At 32.0% G+C, this 25,016-nt stretch carries 18 protein-coding genes and 1 riboswitch; of the genes, 1 reads left to right on the top strand and 17 read right to left on the bottom strand.

Translation table 11 applies throughout. From position 1 onward, the window contains the following. A complete protein-coding gene (locus DWW96_RS12695) occupies positions 1 to 3,432 on the bottom strand; it encodes a PD-(D/E)XK nuclease family protein (RefSeq protein WP_158562715.1) in 3,432 nt (1,143 codons plus the stop codon). A gap of 176 nt (positions 3,433 to 3,608) precedes the next feature. Between DWW96_RS12695 and DWW96_RS12690 the strand changes: the two genes are divergently transcribed. Next, positions 3,609 to 4,037, top strand: coding sequence for a hypothetical protein (locus DWW96_RS12690; RefSeq protein WP_022088178.1), 429 nt, complete (start codon positions 3,609 to 3,611; stop codon positions 4,035 to 4,037). Between the two features lie 236 nt (positions 4,038 to 4,273). On the opposite strand, the gene DWW96_RS12685 is transcribed toward DWW96_RS12690, so the two are convergent. The 16 genes from DWW96_RS12685 to DWW96_RS12610 form a co-directional block, all read right to left on the bottom strand. Beyond that, positions 4,274 to 6,349 (bottom strand): NAD(+) synthase, encoded by a 2,076-nt coding sequence (locus DWW96_RS12685; RefSeq protein ID WP_117910668.1) that lies wholly within the window; start codon positions 6,347 to 6,349, stop codon positions 4,274 to 4,276. A 447-nt stretch (positions 6,350 to 6,796) separates the two neighbouring features. Further along, positions 6,797 to 7,570 carry an N-acetylmuramoyl-L-alanine amidase gene (locus tag DWW96_RS12680; protein WP_117910667.1) on the bottom strand — a complete coding sequence of 258 codons (774 nt, stop codon included), beginning with the start codon at positions 7,568 to 7,570 and terminating at the stop codon, positions 6,797 to 6,799. A gap of 65 nt (positions 7,571 to 7,635) precedes the next feature. Continuing rightward, the gene (locus tag DWW96_RS12675; RefSeq protein WP_117910666.1) at positions 7,636 to 7,986 is read right to left on the bottom strand and encodes a hypothetical protein; all 351 of its coding nucleotides are present in this window, start codon (positions 7,984 to 7,986) and stop codon (positions 7,636 to 7,638) included. A gap of 244 nt (positions 7,987 to 8,230) precedes the next feature. Then, entirely contained in the window at positions 8,231 to 8,986 is a 756-nt protein-coding gene (dapB, locus tag DWW96_RS12670; protein WP_117910665.1) for a 4-hydroxy-tetrahydrodipicolinate reductase, read from the bottom strand. A 21-nt stretch (positions 8,987 to 9,007) separates the two neighbouring features. Further along, positions 9,008 to 9,892, bottom strand: a complete 885-nt coding sequence (dapA, locus tag DWW96_RS12665; protein ID WP_117910664.1) for a 4-hydroxy-tetrahydrodipicolinate synthase — start codon at positions 9,890 to 9,892, stop codon at positions 9,008 to 9,010. 158 nt (positions 9,893 to 10,050) lie between these two features. Beyond that, positions 10,051 to 10,228: riboswitch (Lysine riboswitch) on the bottom strand. Positions 10,229 to 10,343: 115 nt separating this feature from the next. Then, positions 10,344 to 11,654: a glycosyl hydrolase gene (locus tag DWW96_RS12660; RefSeq protein ID WP_117910663.1), complete on the bottom strand. Its 1,311-nt coding sequence runs from the start codon at positions 11,652 to 11,654 to the stop codon at positions 10,344 to 10,346. A 169-nt stretch (positions 11,655 to 11,823) separates the two neighbouring features. Beyond that, a complete protein-coding gene (locus DWW96_RS12655) occupies positions 11,824 to 13,389 on the bottom strand; it encodes a glycosyl hydrolase (RefSeq protein WP_117910662.1) in 1,566 nt (521 codons plus the stop codon). 89 nt (positions 13,390 to 13,478) lie between these two features. Continuing rightward, positions 13,479 to 15,065 (bottom strand): glycosyl hydrolase, encoded by a 1,587-nt coding sequence (locus DWW96_RS12650; protein ID WP_117910661.1) that lies wholly within the window; start codon positions 15,063 to 15,065, stop codon positions 13,479 to 13,481. 158 nt (positions 15,066 to 15,223) lie between these two features. Beyond that, a complete protein-coding gene (locus tag DWW96_RS12645; protein WP_117910660.1) occupies positions 15,224 to 16,453 on the bottom strand; it encodes an InlB B-repeat-containing protein in 1,230 nt (409 codons plus the stop codon). Positions 16,454 to 16,555: 102 nt separating this feature from the next. Continuing rightward, the gene (locus DWW96_RS12640; RefSeq protein ID WP_117910659.1) at positions 16,556 to 17,713 is read right to left on the bottom strand and encodes a fibronectin type III domain-containing protein; all 1,158 of its coding nucleotides are present in this window, start codon (positions 17,711 to 17,713) and stop codon (positions 16,556 to 16,558) included. A 219-nt stretch (positions 17,714 to 17,932) separates the two neighbouring features. Continuing rightward, positions 17,933 to 19,582 (bottom strand): glycosyl hydrolase, encoded by a 1,650-nt coding sequence (locus DWW96_RS12635; RefSeq protein ID WP_158562714.1) that lies wholly within the window; start codon positions 19,580 to 19,582, stop codon positions 17,933 to 17,935. 292 nt (positions 19,583 to 19,874) lie between these two features. Continuing rightward, positions 19,875 to 20,504, bottom strand: coding sequence for a single-stranded DNA-binding protein (locus tag DWW96_RS12630; protein ID WP_022088190.1), 630 nt, complete (start codon positions 20,502 to 20,504; stop codon positions 19,875 to 19,877). Positions 20,505 to 20,879: 375 nt separating this feature from the next. After that, positions 20,880 to 21,743 (bottom strand): hypothetical protein, encoded by an 864-nt coding sequence (locus DWW96_RS12625; protein WP_117910657.1) that lies wholly within the window; start codon positions 21,741 to 21,743, stop codon positions 20,880 to 20,882. A gap of 74 nt (positions 21,744 to 21,817) precedes the next feature. Further along, complete coding sequence (locus tag DWW96_RS12620; protein WP_117910656.1) at positions 21,818 to 22,762, bottom strand: D-2-hydroxyacid dehydrogenase; 945 nt, start codon at positions 22,760 to 22,762, stop codon at positions 21,818 to 21,820. A 221-nt stretch (positions 22,763 to 22,983) separates the two neighbouring features. Continuing rightward, on the bottom strand, positions 22,984 to 23,541 hold the full coding sequence (gene efp, locus DWW96_RS12615; protein WP_117910655.1) for an elongation factor P: 558 nt from the start codon (positions 23,539 to 23,541) through the stop codon (positions 22,984 to 22,986). 139 nt (positions 23,542 to 23,680) lie between these two features. Then, a complete protein-coding gene (locus DWW96_RS12610) occupies positions 23,681 to 24,754 on the bottom strand; it encodes a hypothetical protein (RefSeq protein WP_117910654.1) in 1,074 nt (357 codons plus the stop codon). Between the last annotated feature and the right edge of the window lie 262 nt (positions 24,755 to 25,016).

The raw sequence follows: 25,016 nt of genomic DNA, 5'->3' as shown, positions 1-25,016 counted from the left end.
TTATTTTTCTCCTTCCGAATCTTCATACATCTCATCTAACTTAGAAATTACTTCAGGCAATTTATATCCGGGAACCTCCGTATACTTATCTCCTGCATTTACATCAAAACTACACATACCTGCATATGGGCAATATGTACATGCCTTTTCTATAGGATTAACATCAATATTTCCCTCGCAAATTTCTTCTTTAAACTTATCTGCCATATCTGAAACATAATTAATAAGTTCACCAAAATGCTTATTATCAATCGCCATTACATCTGCGTAATAACTTTCATCTCTTTTAATTCTCACAGGAATAATATCCGAAGATTTTTCCATATTTTCATCTATATTTTTTAACACGTTGATATCGTCTGTAAAAATACCTGACATCTTATACTCTTTAAATCTTTTCTTATTGATTTCACAGGCAAGTCTTTCTTTTAGTTCTTCCTTTGTCAATGAACCATCGTTCATAATTTTATTTTTTTCTGTTTTTGTCAGTCCATTAGTATAAGGGTCTTTAATTTCATAATAAAATGCTCCTGCCGGCAAAACCTGTTTGTCCTTATATTTTTCCTGTTCTCTTTTTATTACATCTCCTAAATAAATAAGAAGCTGCATCTGTGTGCCGAAAAATGTAGAACTGATTTCAAATTTCTTTGACCCTGATTTATAATCAATAATTTTCACATACACTTTCCCATCGTCAGGATCCTCGTATAAGTCCACTCTGTCTACTTTTCCATGTTCAACTACTGACTCATAATAAACCGGTTCAAACTTTCCTGCATTGATATGACTTTTTAATATTTCTGTAGTATTTATAGTTGTTTTTAAAATTTTATTTGCAATATATTTATTTCTTGCATCACTTGAAATAGCATTATTTTCGTATTCCTCAAATACGATATTTACGCATTCTTCAACTAATTTTTGTATATCTTCGTCTGTTAAATTTCTCCAATTCAAATTTTTATTTCTTAATTTTCTGCAAAACAACTCTAATGAATAATGATATAAATTACCAATATCATATGCAGCTATTTCAAATTTTCGTCTTTCTGAAAGTTTAAGACCATTAGCCAAAAACTGTGAATATGCACATGCAGCATATCTTTCAAGTCTTGTAATACCAATGTTGTGTCTGTTGCCATACAGTCCTCTCGCAATTTCCGGCAGTAATTTTGGATGTCTTGATGTATAATAAATTCCTTCTATTATCATCTTTACAGCATTTTCTACTTCCCTGTTCTTAACAAGATTTGCAATCATCTGCTTTGTCTCATTATCCCCATCAAGGCTCTTATTTTCCTGCATTCTGTTTGTTATAAACTCTAATGCCTCTGTTATGTTTGTAATATCACCCGGAACATTTTCCTTACTACTTTCCTTTATTTCTTTTATTGATGGAAACATTCTGTTTATCAAAGTAAGAATATATGATTTTCTTAAAACTTCACCATCCGTGCCTGATGTGCTATATGAAAAGTAGATTTTACCTGTAGGCTTTGCAAATAATGCATACAAATAAAGTCTTTCAATATATATATTTTCTTTAGCTGTTGGCGCTAATACATAATTAGCTGAGCGCAAAAATTCTCTTTCCATATCCGTAATTATTCCGCTACCACTATTTGCAGAAGGCACAAGTCCATCATTTACTCCTGCAAAAAAGATAATTTTCTTAATATCTTTTAATCTTGTTCTTTCCAAATCACCAACCATTACCGTATCAAGACCGGGAGGAATTATTCCAACTTTCTGACTTGCAAATCCGGATTCAACAATCTGTCTGAACTCTTTTACCGACACAATTTCATCACCTAAAAATTCCACAAGCTTATTAAGCATTTTTATAATGGTTTCATAAATCTGTTCGTATTCTTTTGCTTCATCCAGTCTGCCTGCTTCATCACATTCCACTTTATGTTTTTGTATCTTAAGCTGCCAGTCATTATCTAAAATAAATTTGTAAATGCACTTTGTAAAATCAGTTATATCTACGTTTTTTAGCTTTAAGCCGTTTCTCAAATCAGAAAACATTTCTATGATTTTTTCTCTTATCAAATTAATATTTTCAAATTCTTCTTCGCTGATATTTTTATACTGCTTTTCCCATTTTCTGTTGTAACTGTTAAATCCTCTTCTTCCTGACTGAATTACATAATTTTCAATTATATCAATATCTTCTCTGTCAATATCCGTAATTCCTAATTTTAAAAACCTAAATAAACTTTCATATGAAAAATCTTTCTCAACCACTTCAATTGCAGCTACTATACCGTCAATAAAAGGATTTTTAGATATATCTCTCTTATAATCTATAAAATTCGGAATGCCTGATTTTCTAAATTCATCCTGAATAAATCTATAATATCCTTCCATATCAGAAACTACTACAGCGATATCTTTATATTTATAATTTCCTGTAATCATCAACTTAGAAATTTCATTTGCAATCCATCTTGCCTCTTCTTTTGGATTAGATGTTACATGCATTTCTAAATTTTTGCATTCTTTATCATAAGGTTTTAAAACTCTATTTCTAAATATATTTTCTTCTAAATAACAAAGTTCATCATTATCAGCAATTCGTATCGGTCTTTTTCCTTTATTTACAATAACCGTATTTTCGATTTCGACACTATTTCTTATTGCCAATTCTCTTAACTTTACAATTGTTTCTTTGCTGAGTGCAAATAATTCTCTGTCATTATATCCGTTAAAATCAGCTTCATTTTCAGGAAGAGTTATTGCGACAGTAACTTCTCTTGCATATTTTATTAATTTTTCTAAAACCATATACTGAATAGGTGTAAACCCTGTAAAACCGTCAATATAAATATGTGTTTTTCTTATTTTTTCTGACTTTTCCATTACATTACAAAAAATGCTCAACACTTCTTCCATCGTAATCATTTTTTCATTTATGTAATTGTCAAATTCTTCCGCAATCGTTTTAGTATCAATTAATTTATTTCTTAAAATGTTATGACCTTTTACATCATCAATCATCTTTTCCAAATCTTGTGTTCTATAATTATATTGCTTTAATTCGGTTATTAAAGTTTTTGCTCTATCCACAAATCCCGGCATATTTGCTTTGTTATGATAATACTTAAGGTCTTTTTTGCAATTTTCTAATACTTTACGGACAACGAGAGTTTTTCCCAAATCGTCCATAACCTTAATATCTGTCATTCCAAGTTCTTCAAATATACCAACTGCAAGTCTCTGAAAACTTACTACCTCAGTGTTAAAACTTCCGTGTCTATCTGAAGCAAGCAAAATTTCTCTCTGTGCTTCCATTGAATACTGTTCAGGAACCAAAGCTATATAATCTTCATTTCTATTTTCATATTTTGAAGCGTTATTTGTAAGTCTTTCATATAATAAATGTGACTTACCTGAACCTGCACTTCCTACAATAAATGTTAATGACATATCCGTCTCCATTCTTTATATTTCCTTAAATGATGCCTGGGCAAAAGTTCCCACCTTTTGACCCTGGCATTCTTAAATTATTATATATAATTTTTGCTGTTTTTTCATCATACTTTTATGTTTTTGCTCATAGATTTAATTATAAAAACCTATACAGTTTTCGGAGGTCACACATCATGAGTAAAAGTCCTAAATTTATGGTTTTTCATCTTAAAGAACTTATATATACATTTATATTAATTGTCCTTGGAATCGCCTTAATAATAACCTTAGTTTTAATGTTTAGAAAAGACACCACTACTTCGGCTCCTGCAAGTGATTGCACTTATAAGGCCGGTGTTTATTCCTCTTATATCACGTTAAACGGAAATCCTATGGAAATTCAGGTAGTTTTAGATGATAACCACATAAATTCCATTACAATTGAAAATATTGACGATTCCGTAGCTACAATGTATCCTTTAGTGAAACCTGCTTTTGAGGATATTGCTAACCAGATTGTATCAACTCAGTCATTAGAAAACGTATCTTACAATCCCGAAAGCCAATATACATATTCTGTATTATATAATGCAATATGCGATACAATTAATTCGGCCAAATAATTTCAATAAAATATTTTTGTGTCAGGTTTTAATTTGCAAATCTTTAAAGTTAATTTGCAACAACACTTTTGCAAAGCTGATATCACTCTTATTTATAAAAATATCAGCATAATAAATTATAAAAAATAGGATGAGACAATTATGTTCCATCCTATTTCTATTATTAATATACAAAATTTTATTTTATGGAAATTATTCATGTACAAATAATTTCGCATACATATTATTTGCTATAATTACTCTAATTCTTCTAACCACTCACGTACTACTGCATCACTTGGCATTCTCAAATCTCCTCTAGGTGAAACCGCAACGCTTCCTACCTTTGGTCCGTCAGGAAGGCATGAACGTTTAAACTGCTGCGAAAAGAATCTTCTGTAAAATGTCTTTAACCATTTCAAAATAGTTTCTTTATCATATTTTCCATCAAATGCGTGTTCAGCTAAATATAATACCTTCTTAGGTTCAAATCCAAATCTTAAAATATAATATAAGAAAAAGTCATGCAATTCATATGGTCCAACTACATCCTCTGTTTTCTGTGCTATTTTTCCATTCTTAGTAGGTGGCAGTAATTCAGGACTTACAGGTGTATCTAGCACATCAAATAAAATGTCTGCTAATTTCTTTACTCCACATGTGTCTGCAAAATAATGAACTAAATGTCTTACCAACGTTTTCGGGACTCCCGCATTTACACCATACATAGACATATGGTCTCCATTATAAGTAGCCCATCCTAATGCAAGTTCCGACATATCTCCTGTTCCAATAACCATTCCATTATATTCATTTGCAAAATCCATAAGCAAATAAGTTCTTTGTCTTGCCTGTGCATTTTCATAAGTAATGTCGTGATTATCTATACTATGTCCTAACTGTTTTAAATGAAGTGTTACTGCATCAGCAATATTTACTTCTTTTAGTTCACATCCAAGTTCTTTTACAAGTGTAACTGCATTATTATATGTTCTGTCAGTTGTACCAAATCCCGGCATTGTAACTGCAATTATGTTGCTTCTGTCAATATTAAGTGCATCAAATGCCCTTACGGTAACAAGCAGTGCCAATGTGGAATCAAGTCCACCTGATATTCCTATAACTGCATTTTTACAATTAGTATGTTCTAAACGTTTCTTAAGTCCCATTGTCTGAATTGTAAGAATTTCTTCACATCTCTTATTTCTCTTTTCTTCATCCTTTGGTACAAATGGTGTATTATCAATTTCTCTTGAAAGTTCAAATTCTTCTAATTCTAAATCAATTTCACATATTTCATAATCGTCGTCACTAACTGCTGTAAATGTATTCATTCTTTGTCTTTCTGCAGCCAATTTTTCCAAATCTATCTCAGCATATACTGTTTCATTTGTAAATCTTTTTGCCTCTGCTAAGATTGTTCCATTTTCAGCTATCATATTATGTGCCGCAAATACTAAATCAGTAGAAGATTCCCCCTCTCCTGCATCAGCATACAAATAAGCTGATATTGTTCTTGCTGACTGTCCTGCCACAAGATTTTTACGATAATTATCTTTTCCTGTTACTTCATCACTTGCTGAAAGATTAGCTATAACTGTTGCTCCTGCCATAGCATAATTTGTGCTAGGTGGATTTGGCACCCATAAATCTTCACATATCTCGATTGCAAATTTAAAGTTTTCTATATTTACACAGTCAAAAAGTATGTTTGTTCCAAATGGGATTTCATCATCATAATCGTCATCCCAATCTTCATCATCTTCTTCATCATCTTCCCAGTCGTCTTCATCAAAGTCATCCTGATTATGTTTAAAATCAACTTTGCCATTCTCTGTCATATATATTTTATAATCAAAACCTTCTTTGCAGTTTTCTTCTAAACTCCATTCATCCTTAGTAACTTCAAATGAAACATATCCTTCAACACCTTTTCCTGATACAAAATGTCTTGCTTCATAAAACTCGGAATAATTAGGTATATATGACTTAGGTACAATTCCAAGTATCTCTCCATCATAAACAACTGCCGCAACATTGTATAACTTGCCATTATATACCAATGGGAGTCCGACTATAGCTACAATTTCTTTATCTTCACAATGTTTTGCTATTGCCACCAACTTTTTCTTTGCATTTTTTAGCATGTGCTGCTGCCAGAACAAATCGCTGCATGTATATCCCGTAATACATAATTCAGGGAATACAACAAACTGTGCTCCATTATCATAAACTTCATCAATTAATTTACATATCTCTTTAGCGTTATATTCACAATCTCCTACTTTAATTTTAGGAGTTGCGCACGCAACCTTTATAAAACCGTTATTCATGTCAATCCATATCTCCTGTGTTATATATTCGTGAATTAATATTTTAATACACGCTTACCTCTAATGATACCCCATTGTCAAATTTATTGTCAACATTTCACGTAAATTGTCTCTTTTTATATTGCTTTTTATGATATACATTTAATGAATGTCCAATTTTAATTAATTATATACCTATTTTTTATAATCTTAATGTATACCTATTTTTTAATATACATTCAACGTAATGCTTTTTATGTTATATTCATGATTTTGTCATAAATAACAGAACAAGAAACGCCTAATATCAAATTTATTTTTTGATATCAGAGCGTTTCCATAAGTTATTATTTAAATGAAAAATTAAATATAGAAGTCTTAAAACTATTCATAATAACTCTATATATTAACCGAGCATCGCATCCGTCAGGAAAAAAGTCGAAAACTTTTGACCCCAACATCTCTATATTAATATCTTCTTGGAATAAATGTGTTATATCCTACATTTCTTAAATTCATTTCCATCATCGCAGCATTATCAATATCATCAAACACTCCAACCTGTACCTTATACAATCCGTTCTCAAATATGACATCTGCCGGATACCCCTGTTGTCTTAATTTATACGCCATATTATTTGCTAACTGTCTGTTTCTAAATGCACCAACCTGTACTGTATATGTGTTTCCATCAGCATCCTTCGTATCATAATTTTCAAGAGTTTCCATTATTGCACATGCTATTGCATTTGCTATTTCATAGAATTTTTCATCAAATAATTTATTATCACTATCTGAATTAATGAAGCCTGCTTCTATTAATACTGCCGGCATCTTTGTTCTTTTTAAAACTACTAAATTAGGTCTTTCAACGACTCCTTTATCTTCAAATCCTATCTTTGTAAGATTTGCATTAATATTTCTGGCAAGTTGTGATTTTAAGCCACTGTCATCATATACTAAACTCTGCACTCCACTATACTGATTTGCTGTAGGCGCAGAATTCCTATGAAATGATACAAATAAATCTGCTCCTGTATTATTTGCCTTAGTTGCTTTTTCAAATGGGGTATCATAGACATCTGATGTTCTTGTAAATTCTACATCATATCCATTATTTCTTAAAATCTCCCCTACCGCTGTAGCAAGTCGTAACGCATCATCTTTCTCCTGTCTGCCTTCATAAACGGCCCCGGGGTCTGTTCCACCATGTCCCGGGTCCAACATAATTTTATAAGCCATAAACACCTTAATAACAAATTCGTTATCATATAGTATGCTTATGGCTTACCAAAAATACCTATATTTTATTTTTTGTTTACATTTGTTTCGTTATTGTTCTGATTATCTCTTGCACCGTTTATGATGTCATCTCCTGCATCTTCAACACCATCGATAACATCATCCACTACATCATCTGCAACTCCGTCACCATTTGTATCAGTTGAACTATTTACGTTTCCTGATCTTCTTGTTGTTTCGTTTCTGTCTGTTCTATTTGTTGTAGTCTCTGTTGTCATTTCATTTGTTGTTTCTACAGTTTCATTCATTGATTCATTCATTTCATCGTTTGCTGCATCATTATTTCCACAGCCTACAAATCCAACCATTGAAAGCATCATTACAAATGCTACTAAGTATTTTTTAATATTGTTCATAATAACCTCCATAAAAGTTTTTACATCATTTATTATGAACACTTTTACAAAAATTATAAAAATATATAAAAAAATAGAAATAATTTAATTTGAAATCAATATAAATTGAGTTCGGCAAAAATCATTTCTATTTTTAAAATATTAAAATGGCATGATTTCGAAAGTTCATAGTTCATAGTTCTTAGCATTAGCAAAGTAACTTTAACTTTCATTTTCCATTCTTTTATACATAACTTTATTCGATTTAATTTAATACATCAGCCATGTTATACATTCCTGTTTCTTTAGAAGCAAGATATTTAGCTGCATCAACAGCACCTTTTGCAAATACTGCTCTTGAGTAAGCTGTATGCTTAATTTCAATTACTTCATCAATTCCTGCATATATAACTTCATGTTCACCTACAATTGTTCCACCTCTTACTGCTGAGATTCCAATTTCCTTTTCAGGTCTCTTTTCTCTTCTGCTGCTTCTATCATATGTATAATCATATTCGTTGTTTAAAACCTGATTAATACAATCTGCAAGTGCTAATGCTGTTCCGCTTGGAGCATCTAATTTCTGATTATGATGCTTTTCCACTATTTCAATATCATATCCTCTGTTGGCTAACACTTCTGTTGCAACTTTTAAAATCTTCATTAATGTGTTAATTCCTAAAGACATATTTGCTGATTTTAAAATAGCAACTTTTTCACTTGCCTTCTGAACATTATCTAACTGTTCTGATGTAAGACCTGTTGTGCACAAAACAACCGGAATTTTCTTTTCTACTGCATACTTTAATAAATCATCTATTGCACTAGCTGTTGAAAAATCAATAATTACATCTGCATCAACATTACAGTCAAAAATATTTGTGAAAACAGGATAATCATTTGCCACTTTGTCATAAGCATCAATTCCTGCGACAATCTGTACGTCTGTATCTTTATTAGCTATATCAGTAATCATTCTTCCCATTCTACCGTTACAGCCATTCATAATTATGTTTGTCATCCTTACCTCCGTATGAAAGCTTTATAAAATTCCGTAATTCTCCATTGCTTTTCTTAATCTTTCTTTGTTAGCATCTGTCATTTCTGTTAAAGGAGCTCTAAGTGAACCGGCCTTATATCCTAACATATTCATTGCTGCTTTTACAGGGATTGGATTAACTTCACAGAATAATGCATCAATTAATTCAATTGCTTCTAACTGAATCTTCTGTGCCTTTTCAATATCTCCATCCATATATGATGCTACCATATCATGAACTTTAGCAGGTGCTACATTTGACCAAACTGAAATAACACCCTTTCCGCCTAATGATAACAATGGAAGAACCTGGTCGTCATTTCCTGAATAGATATCAAGACATCCATCTGCAAGTGATGCTAACTTAGCTACCTGTGAAATATTTCCTGATGCTTCTTTAATTGCAACTACATTCTTTACTTCTTTTGCAATCTTAACTGCTGTTTCAGGAAGAATGTTTGTTCCTGTTCTTGATGGTACATTATACATAATAATAGGAATATTTACTGCGTCTGAAATATCCTTATAATACTGATATAATCCACCCTGAGTAGCTTTATTATAATATGGCGTAACACATAATAATCCGTCTGCACCAACTTCCTGTGCCTGTTTAGCAAGGTTGACTGCTTCTCTTGTACAGTTAGAACCTGTTCCTGCAATTACAGGAATACGCTTAGCTGTCTTATCTACTGCATATTTAATGCATTTAATATGTTCTTCATCATTCATTGTTGAAGATTCACCTGTTGTTCCACAAATAATAATTGCATCTGTGCCTCCGGCAATCTGATTTTCAATTATTCGTCCTAATTCATCATAATTAATTGAACCATCTTCATTCATAGGTGTGATAATTGCTACACCTGCACCTGTAAAAATCGACATTTTAATGTCCTCCTTCATAATCTTAATCCCATTATTTACACCACTTATTTATATACAATCTCTCCGTAACTATCTTTTGTAAAATAAAATAAATTTAATAGTTACATGCGTAATAAAAGGGACCACGTGGTGTGCTCCCTAAAAGTATCGCTTCGATGCTTATAAGTAGCTCTCCATCAGGGTACTTCCTAATGACAGTTATATGGCTCTTAACCATATACCCAAAAATTCATCTCCGGAATGAATCCTTTCGGCGCCACATCCTTTCCTCTGTAATCGTCTGTCTCCGGGACATCATACAGTTTACTAATAAGTAGCGCAACCTCTACTATCATTTAAAATAATAATAGCACTCCACATTATATAAGTCAACCTAATTCACCCCTTTACGAATAGCGGTAAATTATATTTCCCCTCCTTATATAATATGGTCATATTGCTATATTGTCTATCATTTTATCAAAATATCTTTAATATCATTTTCTTTTATTACATCTACGGAATCATCCTGATATCCGGCAGGTATACCTACACTTGAATACAATTTACCAAGTTCAGTAAATTCCCCTGTTGAAATGTCATACAATGCTGATGCTCCATTTCTTGAATCTCTGCTTCCAAATGAAAACCATGCATATCTTTCTACATAATCTCTTTCTTCTAATCCCGGTATTACACCTTTCATATATCCAATAACTGCATCTAACTGCTCCTGATTTTTTCCCGGATCTCCTGATATTGCAAACTCCGTAATCCAAATCGGCTTATGATACATTTCATATGTCTGGTCAATCAAATCTAAAAATGCCTGAACACCTTCATCACTATACCAGTTCCAATAATGATGTAACGCAATAAAATCTATACTAAGATTATCATCTGCATCAATCTGCTCCATAAACGGCTGAAACCAGTCTTTTGACCACGGAGGGCATAATGCTGTTGCCGGTGAACTTATCTGTATGCCTTTATTCATAAAATCAGGCCATGCATCTACAACTTCATCAACTGTTAAATTTGACTGATCCGTAAAATCAGGCTCATTATATGTTAACAAATATTTATATCCCGTTTTTTCAAGTCGTTCTATCATTTTTGTCTCAGTTGAACTATAAGTCCACATCATAGGTATATACTCCATATTTTCAAATGAATAATAATTAAATGGTGTAATATCCCAATTGTAATACCATGATGCATTCATCTTATCTGCTGCAAGTTCTCTTGACATATCCTTATTTACACATAAACCTTTTTTTGAAATATAAATTGTAAATACATCTGAATATATTTTACTTCCGTTATCGTAATCAGCTTCTATGTATATTTCATAAGAATTTGTTTTTGCGCAGTGAAATTCTACTGTAGCAACAGATGCTATATCTGATATGGATTCTTCTTTTTTTGTCATATCTTCCAGCTTCATTCCTGAAACAAAACCTTCATCTTCTTTTTCCTCTTTTGCAAATTCATCCGGCTTAATGGCAAATTGCTTTTCGCCATCTATATAAATATTATATTCGTTTACTTTGCCATATTTTCCACTGTTTTCGTATATATCTTCTAAATTTGCAATCGTAATATCTATATTTCCTGCACCTATCATCTTTCCCGGGGTTGGATTAACAAGTGCATTTTCTTTCCATTTAATCAGTGTATCTTCTTTTTTACTATTATCATTTACAAATATCCCCACAATTCCTATTGCCGCTCCAAAACAGCACATAATAATTGCAGCAATTAATTTCTTAATATTTTTCATTGATTTTCCCTTAATATACCTTAATCCCTTCAATTTTTAAGCCATAAATACAATTATAAATTTCAATATGTATTTATGGCTTTATTCTTATTCATAATTTGTCTATAAAACTTTTAGTTTTATTCTTTGTAACATATTATTGGACTTTAAATATTTACTCAAATCTGTATTATTTAACTTTTACCGATTTTGTCTTGCTCCATGCGCCATATACTTTTTTAGTTCCAACTTTTGTATATGCTCTTACCTTAAAGTAAAACTTTGTTTTTCTGTCTAATTTCTTTATTGTAACTGTTCTTTTTGTTACATTTTTAGTTATATATCCTCTATACTTTTTGCTGTCAGAATATTTTATCTGATATCCTTTCGCTCCTGCAACCTTCTTGATTTTAATTTTTGCTGTTTTCTTCTTTAAACTCTTTACAGATATAATACCTGTTTTTCTTAGTTTCTTTACAGTAGTACCATCTAAACCATCATTTGCATTATTATTATTATTGTTATTATTATCATTCTGTAATGAAGCATACACAACATTCATAGTAGAATTATCTATTGCCGTACAATTTCCATAACTATATCCTTCAGGATTTCCATTCGCAACGTATGCATTTCCTAAATCAGTTAATACACCTGTTTTATTTGTCCATAATGCTGCTGCACCATTTGTTTCATCTGTTGTATCAAAAGAAAACCAAGAATATCTTTCTACATAACTTCTCTCGTCTAATCCTTTTAATACAGCCTCTAAAAATTCTTTACACTGCTTTCTTCCATATGAGTTACTATATCCCCATCCACTAGGAGCAAATTCTGTAATCCATATTGGTTTGTGATACATTTCATATGTTTTATCTACTACATCTGTAAGAAAAGTATTTGCAGCTTCAACTCCTCCATATGTTCCATAATAACAATGAAGTGGTATAAAATCTATTGTACTATGGTCTATTCCATTCATAAATGTTCTAAACCATTTGCCACCTGTATTATTATCAATTCCCCATGATGGACTTAAAGCCGGTGCCGGTGAACCTAAATGGAAATTATATCCCAAAAATTTATTCCAATTATTAATCGCTGTATTTACGTTTATATTACTTCCGCCAACATTTGCTCCCATATCCGGTTCATTATATGCAAGTAAATACTTGTATCCTTTAGATGCAATTGATGATATATATCTTTCTGAGTTTGTTCCCCAAATCATAGGAACATAGTCAATATCTGTATAACAACTATATGTAAATGGATTTACTCCCCAATTATAATACCAACCTATATTCATACCATCAGGTATTAACATTTTCCCCATTTCATTATTTACGCACAATCCTTTTTTAGTAACATAGAAATAGAATGTAGATGATGTTATACTTGAGCCGTCTGTAAATTCAGCAATAATATAAACCTTATGGCGGCTTACTACTGTCGTATAATATTCAAATTGTGTGGAATTAGACGTTGCTGTATTAACTAAAGCATCATCTACATACAACTTATAACCTTTTACTTCTCCTAAATCATTTGCACTTGTCCACTTTATATCAACATAGCCTGCAGGTACTAATTTGCCTGCTACCGGATTTGTTATTGCATTTGTCTGCCACTGTGTTATTGCACCTGCATCACTATTTATTGTAACTGCTTTAACATCATTGTTAAAAGCAGGAGTTCCGGCAATAACCACCGCTGACATCAAAGCCATTGCAATTACTTTTCTTAACTTTCTCATATAATAATCTCCTGTTACCTTTTCAAAATAAATAGGTAAGATACTCACCCCTATTTCCTTTTTCTTTTGTCTAACAATCACTTATGCAATTATTTTTTCTTACTATTTTTAGCTGATTTTGCTTTTTTTGCCTTTTTTACTTTTTTAACTTTCTTTATTTTTGCTACTTTCTTGCTGCTCCAACCTGTATACAACTTTGAGCCATCCATAATAAAGTAAGCTCTTGACTGAACATAATACTTTTTTCCGGCTTTTAATTTTTTAAGTACATATGTAAGTTTTGTTGTACTCTTAGTTTTAGCTTTTTTCATATTCTTATATGTTGAATATTTAATTTCGTAACCTGAAGCATTATTTACCTTCTTAAGATTTACTTTGATAGTTTTCTTTTTGTTATTTGCTAATGCAGTATATATAACAGGTTTAACTGATGCTGCACACGCAACTGCTGATGTATCAACTCCACTTGGAGTATATACTCCATAAGTTTTTGCCGGATATCCTGCAGGATTTCCAATTTCTGCGTATAACTTTCCTAATTCTGTTAACACTCCGGTATTTCTGTACCACAAACCTGAAGCACTGTCTGTAAATTTGCTATTGTCTTCAGGGTCGAATGAGAACCATGCATATCTTTCTACATAACTTCTTGCATTTAATCCTTCTAATACAATCTTTAAAAAGTTTCTTGTATTTGCTGCGCATGTAGGATCAGCCATGCTTAAATTCATATGCTGTTCACCTACTGCAAATTCAGTAATCCAAATTGGCTTATGATATAATGCATATGTCTGGTCAATTGCCTGTAAGAACTGTAATGCGCCTTTAGTTGAATCTAAATCTGTTCCCCAATAACAATGTACCGCAATAAAATCAACATCTAACGAACTATTTGCTGATATCTTTTCCATAAAAGGTTTAAACCATTTATCAGACCAGCACGGTGCTGTAGCTGTTGCAGGTGAGCCAACTTTAAGTCCTGAATTACAAAAATCCTGCCATCTGTTAATTACTTTTTCAATTGACATATTAGACTGATTTGTTAAATCTGGTTCATTATATCCTAAAATATATTTGTATCCATTCTTTTTTGCGTTTTCAAAAGCTGCTTCTTTAACTGTTCCCTGTCCCCATATCATAGGTACATAGTCCATATTATCAAATGATCTGTTTTTAAAATTTTTTTCATTATATGCTGTAAAGCCCCAATTATAATACCAACCAACATTTAATGAAGAAGCATCTATACCTACTCCCATATCTTCATTTATACAAATTCCTTTCTTTGTAACATAAAAAGTACTTGTATTTGTATTAACTACTGTTCCGTTTGTTAATGTAGCTGAAACGTATGCTGTATGTGCAGATACACCAACTGTGTAAAATTCGCATGATAAAGTTTCTGCTGATGTTGGAGATACTGTTCCTATTAAAGCATTATCAACATAAACTGCATATGATGAAACTCCTTCTAGGTTATTGTTCCACTTTACATCTATATATCCTGCTCCAATTAATGATCCGTTAGCAGGACTAATCAATCCATTATTAGTCCATTCTGTTGTTGAAACTGTAGCGGCTGCTACTTCATTGCTTGTGATTGCAGCATAATTAATTCCTGAAAATACAACAACTAATGATAATGCAAATGCTAATATTCTCTTTGCTTTTCTCATATTCTTATCCTCTCTAACTAAATAAAATGTTTCTACATTTAAAATCAAATTATAGCATCTAAGATTTTTGTTTAAAAAAAGGGCGCAAAGACTTATATGATATTCATATAAAATCTCTACACCCTTTCACCTGCTTAAGATTAATTCTAATATTAAACTTATTTAACTACAACTAACTTCTTAGCTGACCATTTTTTACTAAATACTTTGTTATCTGCTGAATCTGTTGTATAAGCTTTAGCTCTTACGTATACAATTGATCCAGATTTAAGTTTCTTAAGTATAATTTTTGTCTTTTTAGATGTTTTCTGTTTAGCACCCTTAAACTTTGAATTTGTTGAATACTGAACAGCATATCCTTTAACATTCTTTGCTTTCTTAAGTGATACAACTGCTTTCTTAGCACTTTTGCTCTTTACAGAAGCAATTTTAACTTTAGCTGGTGCAGCTGTTTTCTTCCACTGTGCAACAAGTGTCAAGTCACTTGGAACAACAGAATTAAAATTATATGAAGCTCCATTAGCTGTATAACCTACTAATGTGTATCCTTTTCTCTTAGCTGCAAATGTATCAACCTTTTCGCCTTCATTTACATACTTTGTAGACATTGTCTTGTTCTGGCTAACAAAATTTACAGTATACTGCTTATTAGCTGTAACTGTGAAATTATTTACATGAATATATCCTGACATACCAATTTCATCAGCATATGTCTTTAATAATGCACCTAAAGCGAATTTTAATCCGATGTTTCCTTTTTTGTAATCCTTTGGAACATTAATTACTGCTGAAACCTTCATACTTTCACGCTTTGATGAATCTAATGTAATATATCCATCTGATGTAATGTTAGATGTTGAAATTAAATCTAATGCTTCATCACCATTACCAGGCTTATATGCCTTGAATAAAATATGCTTTGTAGTAATATCTCCTATCTTATTTCCTAATGCATCTTTTTTGCTTGCTTTTAATGTACTTGAAATATTAAAAGATATTGTGTAATTACGTCCTGCTTCAACAGGTACATTTTCAAGTGTAGCTGTCATACCCCATGGATTATCATTTACTAATTCATTTGTCAACTTGTTATATTCACCATCCCATCCGGAATTAATAACGAAGAAATCAAAATCAGATACCGTTGATGTTGCTGTTATGTAACCTTCTGTTGCATAATCTACACCTTTTGTCTGTGGAATAGCTTTTAAAGCTTCTTCCCATACTCCACCATCTTCTCTAGTACATACAGAGAATGATGTCCATTGTGTTAATCCTGCCAAAACATTTGTTCCTGCAGGAACCGGTGCTGCTGAAGCAACGCCTGCCATTCCTATAGTCATAACAGATGCTAATGCAACCGCCATAGTTTTCTTAAATAATCTCACTTATTTGTCCTCCTAATTACAGTCCTTATGTTTAATATGCGGCAATATTTTGATAATTGCCGCATACTTACTTTTGAAAATTATATTTGCTGTTCTGTTTTATTATTTTTTAATTGTTACTTTTACAGCTTTACTCCACTTACCAAATCCTGCTGCATTCTTAGCACGAACCTGAACTTTGTAAGATTTACCTACTGCAAGTTTTTTAATTTTAACATTAGTCTTCTTAGCGTTGTATTTCTTGTTTCCAACCTTAACCTGATATGACTTAGCACCTTTTACTTTCTTCCAAGTAACCTTAACTGACTTCTTAGCATTGTTAACAGCCTTAACTTTCTTAACCTGTGCAGGTTTGCTTGCTACTACTGCAGGAGCTGCTGTTGTAGGAGCTACTGTATTAGGAGCTACTGTTTTAGGAGCTACTGTATTAGGAGCTGCTGTATTTGTATTACCTGTTGGAGCCTTTGGTGTCTGTCTTTCAGGAATAACGCTCTGTGTATACTTTTCACCCATTAAAGAAATGTCTGTGAATGCTAATGTTCCATGTGCATTTACATTTTCTGATGTTCCATATGCGTATGCATACTTGCAAGCCTTAGCTGCTTCTTCTGTAACTTTTCCAGCCTTAACTGCCTGTGTTAATTCATATGAATAATAATATGAACCATATGCTAACTGAACCTTAATATCATTACTTAAATAATCAGGACTTACAGGAACGTCAAATTCGTATGTTTTTGTTTCTCCTGCTGGAACTGTTATTGTCTTAAATAACATTATGTTATCATTATCACCTTCAATACCACTATTTACAGTAATTGTAATATTCTTTTCTGTCTTTGTAGTTGTATCTGCTTCCATCATTCCGTTATTAACTGTAAATTTTAATTTATATGTATTTCCAGGAACAACTTTAGCATTAATTTCTGATTTAATCTGATATGGTTTTTCACCCCAGATTTTATCATTTAATACAATTGCATCTTCCGGAGCAGCGCTTTCTGCTGTCCAATTAGCCTGCCATCCTGTAATAGAAATATTAGCAGAAACATTATCTACTGCTGTTGACTTAAATGTTGTCTGTGTAATAACAGCATCATTTGGTTCATAACTTTCTGCTGAACTTGTCCAGCTACCTGTAAGTGCGTTAGCTGTATCAGCCTTAACATCTGTTGTGTTTACCTTAAATCCTACTGCAAGTGTAGCAACTAATGCTGTTGTCATAGCACCTGCCATAACTTTGTTGAAAACCTTTCTCATCTTCAATTTCCTCCTCAAATAAAATTGTTTTTTCTCTTCTTGAAAACGTTTATTTTCAATCTATGAATATCTTATCATAAACGTTTTTATTTTACAATCCAAAATATCATATTTTCACAAATAAAACGATTTTCAATTTGAAATACTGTCTAATTTTCACATATAAACAATCAATCAATTTAATTTCTGATGTAAAAATTGTAACATTTTTATTGTTCTTTATTTAGATGTTTTAAATGTTTTAGTCTGTGACCACGCTCCTTTTTTAGTTCCACTGACAGCTCTTACTCTTACATAATATTTCTTACCACCTGCCAATTTGCTTAATACAATAGTTAATTTACCGGTTTTCTTTATCTTTGATTTTTTAAATTTCTTATTCAAAGAATACTGAACCTGATATTGCTTAACACCTGAAACTTTCTTCCATGTTACTTTAGCAGATTTTTTCTTTGTTGCTTTTGCACTCTTAATCTTAACTTTACCAATTGTAATTGCCTTTGTTGTTTCTACAGGTACTACAGTTGTTGGTGTAACCTGAGTTGTTGTTTCTTCTACCTTAGGTGTCGCAGTTGTTGTTGGCTGCTGTGTTGTTGGTTCCTCATATACATACTTATCAGCATCAGTTAACTTATATGTTTCATAACCTTTAGGATTACCTAATGATGCATATAAGAATCCATTATCTGTTAATTTACCTGAGTCATAATCAAATAATGCAGTTGATCCACTTGCATCATTTGAATCAATATCATTTGCTGAATTAATATTGTATGGGAACCATGCATATCTTTCTACAAAATCCATCTCATCTAACTGTGCACATACTTCTTTAATAAATGCACCTGTTTTTTCATTTTCACCAGGTTTCTGATAACTATAATCGAATTTGTCTCCATATGCCTTGCTTCCAAAAATTCCCATTTCGGTAATCCAAACAGGCTTTCCATATAATTCATGTACTTTCTTTACAGCATCAATCACCATGCTAACACTTCTCTGACTAATATATGTATGAATTGCTACACAATCGCAACTAACTCCCTCAATCTCTATCTGAACTCCATTATAGTCAACTGTTCCACCTTTTAAGAACGGTGTAAGCCATCCACTGTATGTTCCGTTAGGATTACTAATAGCCGGAGATACAGTTCTTTTTCCAAGTTTCTGTATTTCTTCCCAGCCTTTCTGTGCCTGTACAACTGATATGTTAGCCTGAGCTGATAATTCCGGTTCATTGTATCCAAGTATGTAATTAGCATCCTTTGGGACTAAAGCGCACTGCTCTGCAATGTATTTAAATAAATTTTCATCTTTTGTTCCATCCGGATCATCCTGATTTCTTCCCCAAATCATTGGTACAAAATCAACTCCATCATCAATTGAATTATTATAAGGTGTTGCCTGCCAATTGTAATACCAAGATAGGTTCATTTTTTTAAGTTCGACTGTTTTACTCATATCTTCACCTAATGCAATTCCTTTTTTAGATACAAAAAAGTTTCTTTCATTAGACTCTACTGTTTCACCCGAAGCTAAAACAGCCTCAACCTTTAATGTATGCTTTGCTATAGATGTTGTATAAACTTCTGCCATCTGTTCATTCTCACCATTAGCTTCTAATTCGACTGCTTTTTTTCCATCAAATACAATATTATAACTTTCTGCATCTGTTACAGATGTATTAACTTTAACATTAATGTATCCTGCTCCTACGAGTTTGCCTTCAGTTGGTGTAATAACTGCTTCTTCTTTCCAACTTGATATAGTGCTACTTTCTTCGTTTGCATCCGCACTTATCACTCCAGTCATTGACACTGTCATAACTGCAGCCATAGCAAATGCAACTCCCCTCTTAAAATTTCTCATGTTTTCCTCCTTTATATGCATACCATCTCTGATGGTATTTCTTCCACTCTATTGTCCGATTATTCTCTTATAAAGTCAACAACTTTTATGCATTTTTTACAATTTTGCTTATAATCAATCTTTTTTTTTAGATGTTATTTTATTTTTTAGAATAATATGATTTATAATTTGTTGTATAAATAAATAATATCACTAATTTGTTTATTTGTTTGTGGCATCTTTGCAAGAAAAAACATCCCAAAACAAACTTTTCAGTCTGTTTTGGGATGTTTTTCTGCTTTTTTTAACGATTTTACTCGTCTACATATTCTAATTTGCTGACAGACACTTCATATGCTGTGTGCTTTTCGCTTTCATCTTCATTAATCTTCTTAATGTACTCTCTGCTTTGCACTCTTCCCCATATCTGAATGTGTCCACCCACTTCAAAAGCTGATGCATATCTTGCATTTCTGCCCCAGGCAATGCAAGGTATGTAATCTGATTTACCATACGGTCTGTTAACTGCAATAAGTAAATCTGCGATTTCTCTTCCAAGCGGTGTTTTTCTGTAAATTGGTGGTTTGCAAATAAATCCATCAAGGAAAATCTGATTTGTTCTGCCTGCATCAAGATTCTCTTCTACTTCTTCCCATTCTCTTACGAAAATAGAAAGCACCAATTTGTTTCTTGTCCCCTCATGTCTGTTGTAGGATCGAAACTGTCCTGATACTTCTACAAGTCTTCCTGTGTAATCCTGTGTTACATCAACAAGTCTCTCAGATACCATCAACGGAATAATATCCGTTAATTCACTAAGTCTGTCTACAGATACATCTACCATGTAGAATCCTTCTCCAAAAACTTCATGGCTGTATCTGAATTCAGATACAATCTCACCTACAATGCTAACGCGGTTGTTCTCAATAATCTTGTCGATCATGTGTGCTTCCCCCTTCTGTACCAACCTTTGGTTTCTTATTTCTTTTATCTCTATAATTATATTTCCTTTTTCCACTTTTATGTAAAAATGTGTTCGACCTTTTTCGACTTATATAATTTTTGTTTCAATTTTGTGCTCGTTTATCGTCGAATACTAGGGTTTCACTTCGAAATAATTACTATTATTTACTATAAAATCGATATTTTCTTTATTCATTTACACACAATTTTCTATTATATCTATTTTTTTGCCCCTAAATTTTTACCCCAAAGTCTCAACTTTGCCGTGAACTTTATCTTTTGTAATAATGACATTTCCTCTACTACAAAAAAATACCGACATTTGCAAACATCATTCACAAATGTCGGCACAATATTAATAACCAAGGTTCTTTAATGTCATTTTTGTTTCTGTCTTTAAAGCGCTGTTGATTGCACTTGAAGCTATGCTGCTTCTTAATTTCTTTACTGTTGCCTGTGGTTTATTCTTTGCTAACTTAACATCAGCAACTACTTCCTGATTCTGAATTGCTTTTATCTGAATCTTGTTTCCTGATGTCTGAATAGTACATACAAAATCTCCAACCTGTTTAAAGATTTTTCCATTTTTCTTTAAGTAATTGTAAAGAGCTATACCATTCTTCTTTTTGTCCTTTGTCACTTTAAGTTTCGCTTTAGACTTAACACATTTGAAGTTTGTAACCTTTACTGATGTACTAAAACTTGAATCAGCATCATTAGGAAGTACTTCTGAGAGTGCATAAATATCACCCTGTTCTTCTGTTCTGTCACCAAATTCTCCACCCATTCCATAATAAATGAATGTTGCATTAGCAGATGCTTTAAATGTTGCCTTGTAGTTTTCTGTTACGCCCGGCTGTAAGTGTAACCAGTCTGCATAAACTACTGTGTCCTGTGAATCTGTAACTTTAAAGAATACCCATTTTTCAGCCGTTGTAGTTGTTGCTTTAAAACTAAGAGTATACTTCTGTCCTTTCTTCACTGTGATGTCTCTGTGTGCCTGTGCTCCCCAAACACCGCCCCAGCCAATCGCATCCATATCAGCTGAGAAAGAACTTGCTGTTGCGCCTGACAAACTACCGTCAGCTCCTTCGTACCAATTTTCTCTCTGTCCAAAGTAGCCTTCAAATGTTGTACCTGCAAAACATGTTGCACACATAGCTACTGTTATAGTTGTTGCAACTATAGCAGCTGAAATTTTCCTGATAACCTTTCTCATTGGTTAATCCTCCTTAAATATAAGTATTTGTATCTTCTTTTAGAACTATAACTTATATCTAACACCCTTCGGTTCTATTTTATAACATTTACAGGGGCTCCTGCAACCCATTTTTTAATATTATTTTTTACAATTTCAACAAGTCTTGTCCTGGTTTCAACAGGTGCCCATGCTGAGTGAGGTGTAATAATTATATTATCTATATCAAGAATCTCTTCATGCTTTTCCATCGGCTCTACTGCTACTACATCAAGACCTGCTCCTGATATTTTCTTAGATTTAACAGCATCAATTAATGCCTGTTCATCAACTACTCCGCCTCGTGATGTATTTATAAACAGTGCTCCATCTTTCATTTTTTCAAAAAACTCTTTATTACACATCTTTTCTGAATCGCTATTTAATGGGCAATGAATAGAAACTATATCTGATTTTTCAAGCAGTTCATCCATTTCTACAAATCGGACGCTTTCATCTTTCTTAGGACTTCTGTTATACGCTAAGACCTTCATATCAAATGCCTGTGCAATTTTTGCAACTTTCTTTCCTATTGAACCATATCCTACAATTCCTAATGTTCTTCCATCCATTTCCTTCATTGGTTTAAATGGCGAAAATTTTTCGCTGTGTATCCACCCTCCGTCTTTAACAAATTTGTTATACTCTCCAACTTTATTGTAATGTTCAAGAATAAGAGCAAATACATGTTGTGCTACAGCATTTGTAGAATAACTTCCTGCATTACATACCGTTATATTTCTTTCATTTGTATATTCTATATCCACATTATTATATCCTGTAGCAAAAAGTCCTATATACTTTACATTCTTTGCATCCTTCAAAGTCATTCTGTTCATTATCGACTTATTACACAAAATAATTTCAGCATCCTTTATTCTTTCCGCTATCTGATTATATTTAGTATAATCATAAATTGTCACTTCACCAAATTCATCAAATACCGAAAAATCAATATCATCATTCGTTAAAGTTTTTGCGTCTAAAATTACTACTTTCATCAGCCCAATATCTCCTACTATTATATGTATTACCACTTCCATTAGTCAGTGGTCATTTGCCAAAGCATTTATGTAAAATTAACTTCATTCAATGTTTTTCTAAACATTGCTTTCATGTTAAAGACTTTCACCTATTAGAAACGTGCACCGCAAGGTGCACAACATAAAAAAAGAAGTTCCCAAACAGGAACTTCTTTTTATTTATTAATCCTAAAATCAGATTATACTCTTGAAAGGTATTCACCTGTTCTTGTATCAATCTTAATCTTTTCACCCTGATTAACGAATAATGGAACATATACTGTTGCTCCTGTTTCAACCACTGCAGGTTTTGTAGCACCTGTAGCTGTGTTTCCTTTAACACCAGGTTCAGATTCTGTAATCTCTAATTCTACGAAAAGAGGTGGTTCAATTGCAAATACATCACCATTGTGTGAGCAGATTGTAACCATTTCGTTTTCTTTAACAAACTTAAGTGCATCACCGATTGTTTCTTCTGATAATGCAATCTGTTCAAATGTTTCTGTATCCATAAAGTTATACAATCCACCATCTGCATATAAATACTGCATTGATTTTCTATCGATGTGAGCCTTAGGACATTTTTCAGTTGGTCTGAAAGTCTTTTCAACTACACCACCACTCTTGATATTTTTTAATTTTGTTCTAACGAACGCTGCGCCTTTACCTGGTTTTACATGCTGAAATTCGATAATCTGATAAATCTGTCCTTCAACTTCGATTGTAACACCATTTCTAAAATCGCCTGCTGCTATCATAATATTTCCTCCTAACAGTTCATTGTGTTTTACCACGCTACGTTTTATTTTATAATAATATTATTATTATTTCAACTATTTTTTACTACAGCAATTATTAAGCGTGCTATTTTTCTATTTATTATACTAGAAAAATGTATTATAAAACGTCAAATTCCATAGGAATATTTATTCCTTCTATTGTATGAATATATCTATAGTGTCCGGAATGTAGTCCTACATAATCCTGGAATATAGGAATACTAAAATATCCCGGTCTTAAATTTTCAATCAATATTATAATTTCCGGAAATCTTGCATCGTCACTCAATTCAATGTTCTTCCACTGATTATCCTCATATATTTCAAGTTTTCCCGGTTGAAGACTTCCCGGATATGTATTATCTTCATTACCTACAGCATAAACATAAAATGATAATTCATCATTCATATTTATTTGATTATTCTTTAATATACCAACAAATTTTGTATCATTTTCATATACATTAAAATTAACGATACATTCCTGTCCATTAACTTTATTGGTTAATCGATATTGCCCGATTGAAATATCATAGTAATTATTCAAATCTGCATTTCTAATCATCTCACTATCATTAACCTCATACATTGTATTCTGATACTCATTTTTCTTTTCGATGATTTCCCATTTTCCATCTATATATTTTTCCAATTTTTCTGTTTTATAATCTAGTGCTATCACTCCCTTGCCATTAGTCAATGAATATTTAATTATTAGATTATCCTTTAAAGTTATTTTATCGTTAACATATGACACTTTTATATTTGCAGTATTCTGTGATGATGTTGTTTCACTATTTTGCGTTTTGTCCTGATTATTTATTATTTTTTCTGAATCTGTATTCTTTTTCTTGTTTTTATTAACAACATTAATAATAAATACTCTCTTCTTATTTTTATATTTTGCTATAATTTTTGTCTTGCCATTTTTTATTCCCTTTATTTTTAAAATATTATTTTTCTTACCTTTAATTTTTACTATTTTAACAATCTTTTTATTTTTAATTGTCCATTTTACTTTTACGCTTGGCTTTTTCACTTTTATAGTCTTTGTCTTATTAACTACGATATCAACTTTTTTTGTATCAGCATTTACATTAATAGTTCCAACTATACCTACAACACATATTACACATGCAATTACAATTTTTTTAATATAATTAATTGTAATTCTACTTCTTCCTTTAGTCATATAAATCTCCTTTCCAACTAAATTATTCGAACACTAATTTTATGATAACCATAACATATACTTCTATTTATATCTATATGTTTTAGTAACGAAAGTATTTTTTCAGATTATTTTTTCAGATTATTTTTTCAGATTATTTTTTCAGATTATTTTTTCTTTAATATTTAAACCACTGTATTTTCATCACGTAAAAAATCCGACAGGCTAAATGATATGATACCTCTAAAGTAGACAGATTAAATATAAAAAATCTGTTACTTTG

The organism is Eubacterium sp. AF17-7 (assembly GCF_003461285.1).
GTDB classification, from domain to species: Bacteria; Bacillota; Clostridia; order Lachnospirales; family Lachnospiraceae; genus Eubacterium_U; species Eubacterium_U album.
Note: the sequence above shows the minus strand (reverse complement) of the source record. Positions and strands in the feature narration are given on the sequence as shown.

What these genes read in the sequence shown, in the direction of transcription:
- DWW96_RS12695 (WP_158562715.1), bottom strand. Translation starts at nt 3,432, where the DNA reads ATGTCATTAACATTTATTGTAGGAAGTGCAGGTTCAGGTAAGTCACAT.
- DWW96_RS12690 (WP_022088178.1), top strand. Translation starts at nt 3,609, where the DNA reads ATGAGTAAAAGTCCTAAATTTATGGTTTTTCATCTTAAAGAACTTATA.
- DWW96_RS12685 (WP_117910668.1), bottom strand. Translation starts at nt 6,349, where the DNA reads ATGAATAACGGTTTTATAAAGGTTGCGTGCGCAACTCCTAAAATTAAA.
- DWW96_RS12680 (WP_117910667.1), bottom strand. Translation starts at nt 7,570, where the DNA reads ATGGCTTATAAAATTATGTTGGACCCGGGACATGGTGGAACAGACCCC.
- DWW96_RS12675 (WP_117910666.1), bottom strand. Translation starts at nt 7,986, where the DNA reads ATGAACAATATTAAAAAATACTTAGTAGCATTTGTAATGATGCTTTCA.
- dapB (WP_117910665.1), bottom strand. Translation starts at nt 8,986, where the DNA reads ATGACAAACATAATTATGAATGGCTGTAACGGTAGAATGGGAAGAATG.
- dapA (WP_117910664.1), bottom strand. Translation starts at nt 9,892, where the DNA reads ATGTCGATTTTTACAGGTGCAGGTGTAGCAATTATCACACCTATGAAT.
- DWW96_RS12660 (WP_117910663.1), bottom strand. Translation starts at nt 11,654, where the DNA reads ATGAAAAATATTAAGAAATTAATTGCTGCAATTATTATGTGCTGTTTT.
- DWW96_RS12655 (WP_117910662.1), bottom strand. Translation starts at nt 13,389, where the DNA reads ATGAGAAAGTTAAGAAAAGTAATTGCAATGGCTTTGATGTCAGCGGTG.
- DWW96_RS12650 (WP_117910661.1), bottom strand. Translation starts at nt 15,065, where the DNA reads ATGAGAAAAGCAAAGAGAATATTAGCATTTGCATTATCATTAGTTGTT.
- DWW96_RS12640 (WP_117910659.1), bottom strand. Translation starts at nt 17,713, where the DNA reads ATGAGAAAGGTTTTCAACAAAGTTATGGCAGGTGCTATGACAACAGCA.
- DWW96_RS12635 (WP_158562714.1), bottom strand. Translation starts at nt 19,582, where the DNA reads ATGAGAAATTTTAAGAGGGGAGTTGCATTTGCTATGGCTGCAGTTATG.
- DWW96_RS12630 (WP_022088190.1), bottom strand. Translation starts at nt 20,504, where the DNA reads ATGATCGACAAGATTATTGAGAACAACCGCGTTAGCATTGTAGGTGAG.
- DWW96_RS12625 (WP_117910657.1), bottom strand. Translation starts at nt 21,743, where the DNA reads ATGAGAAAGGTTATCAGGAAAATTTCAGCTGCTATAGTTGCAACAACT.
- DWW96_RS12620 (WP_117910656.1), bottom strand. Translation starts at nt 22,762, where the DNA reads ATGAAAGTAGTAATTTTAGACGCAAAAACTTTAACGAATGATGATATT.
- efp (WP_117910655.1), bottom strand. Translation starts at nt 23,541, where the DNA reads ATGATAGCAGCAGGCGATTTTAGAAATGGTGTTACAATCGAAGTTGAA.
- DWW96_RS12610 (WP_117910654.1), bottom strand. Translation starts at nt 24,754, where the DNA reads ATGACTAAAGGAAGAAGTAGAATTACAATTAATTATATTAAAAAAATT.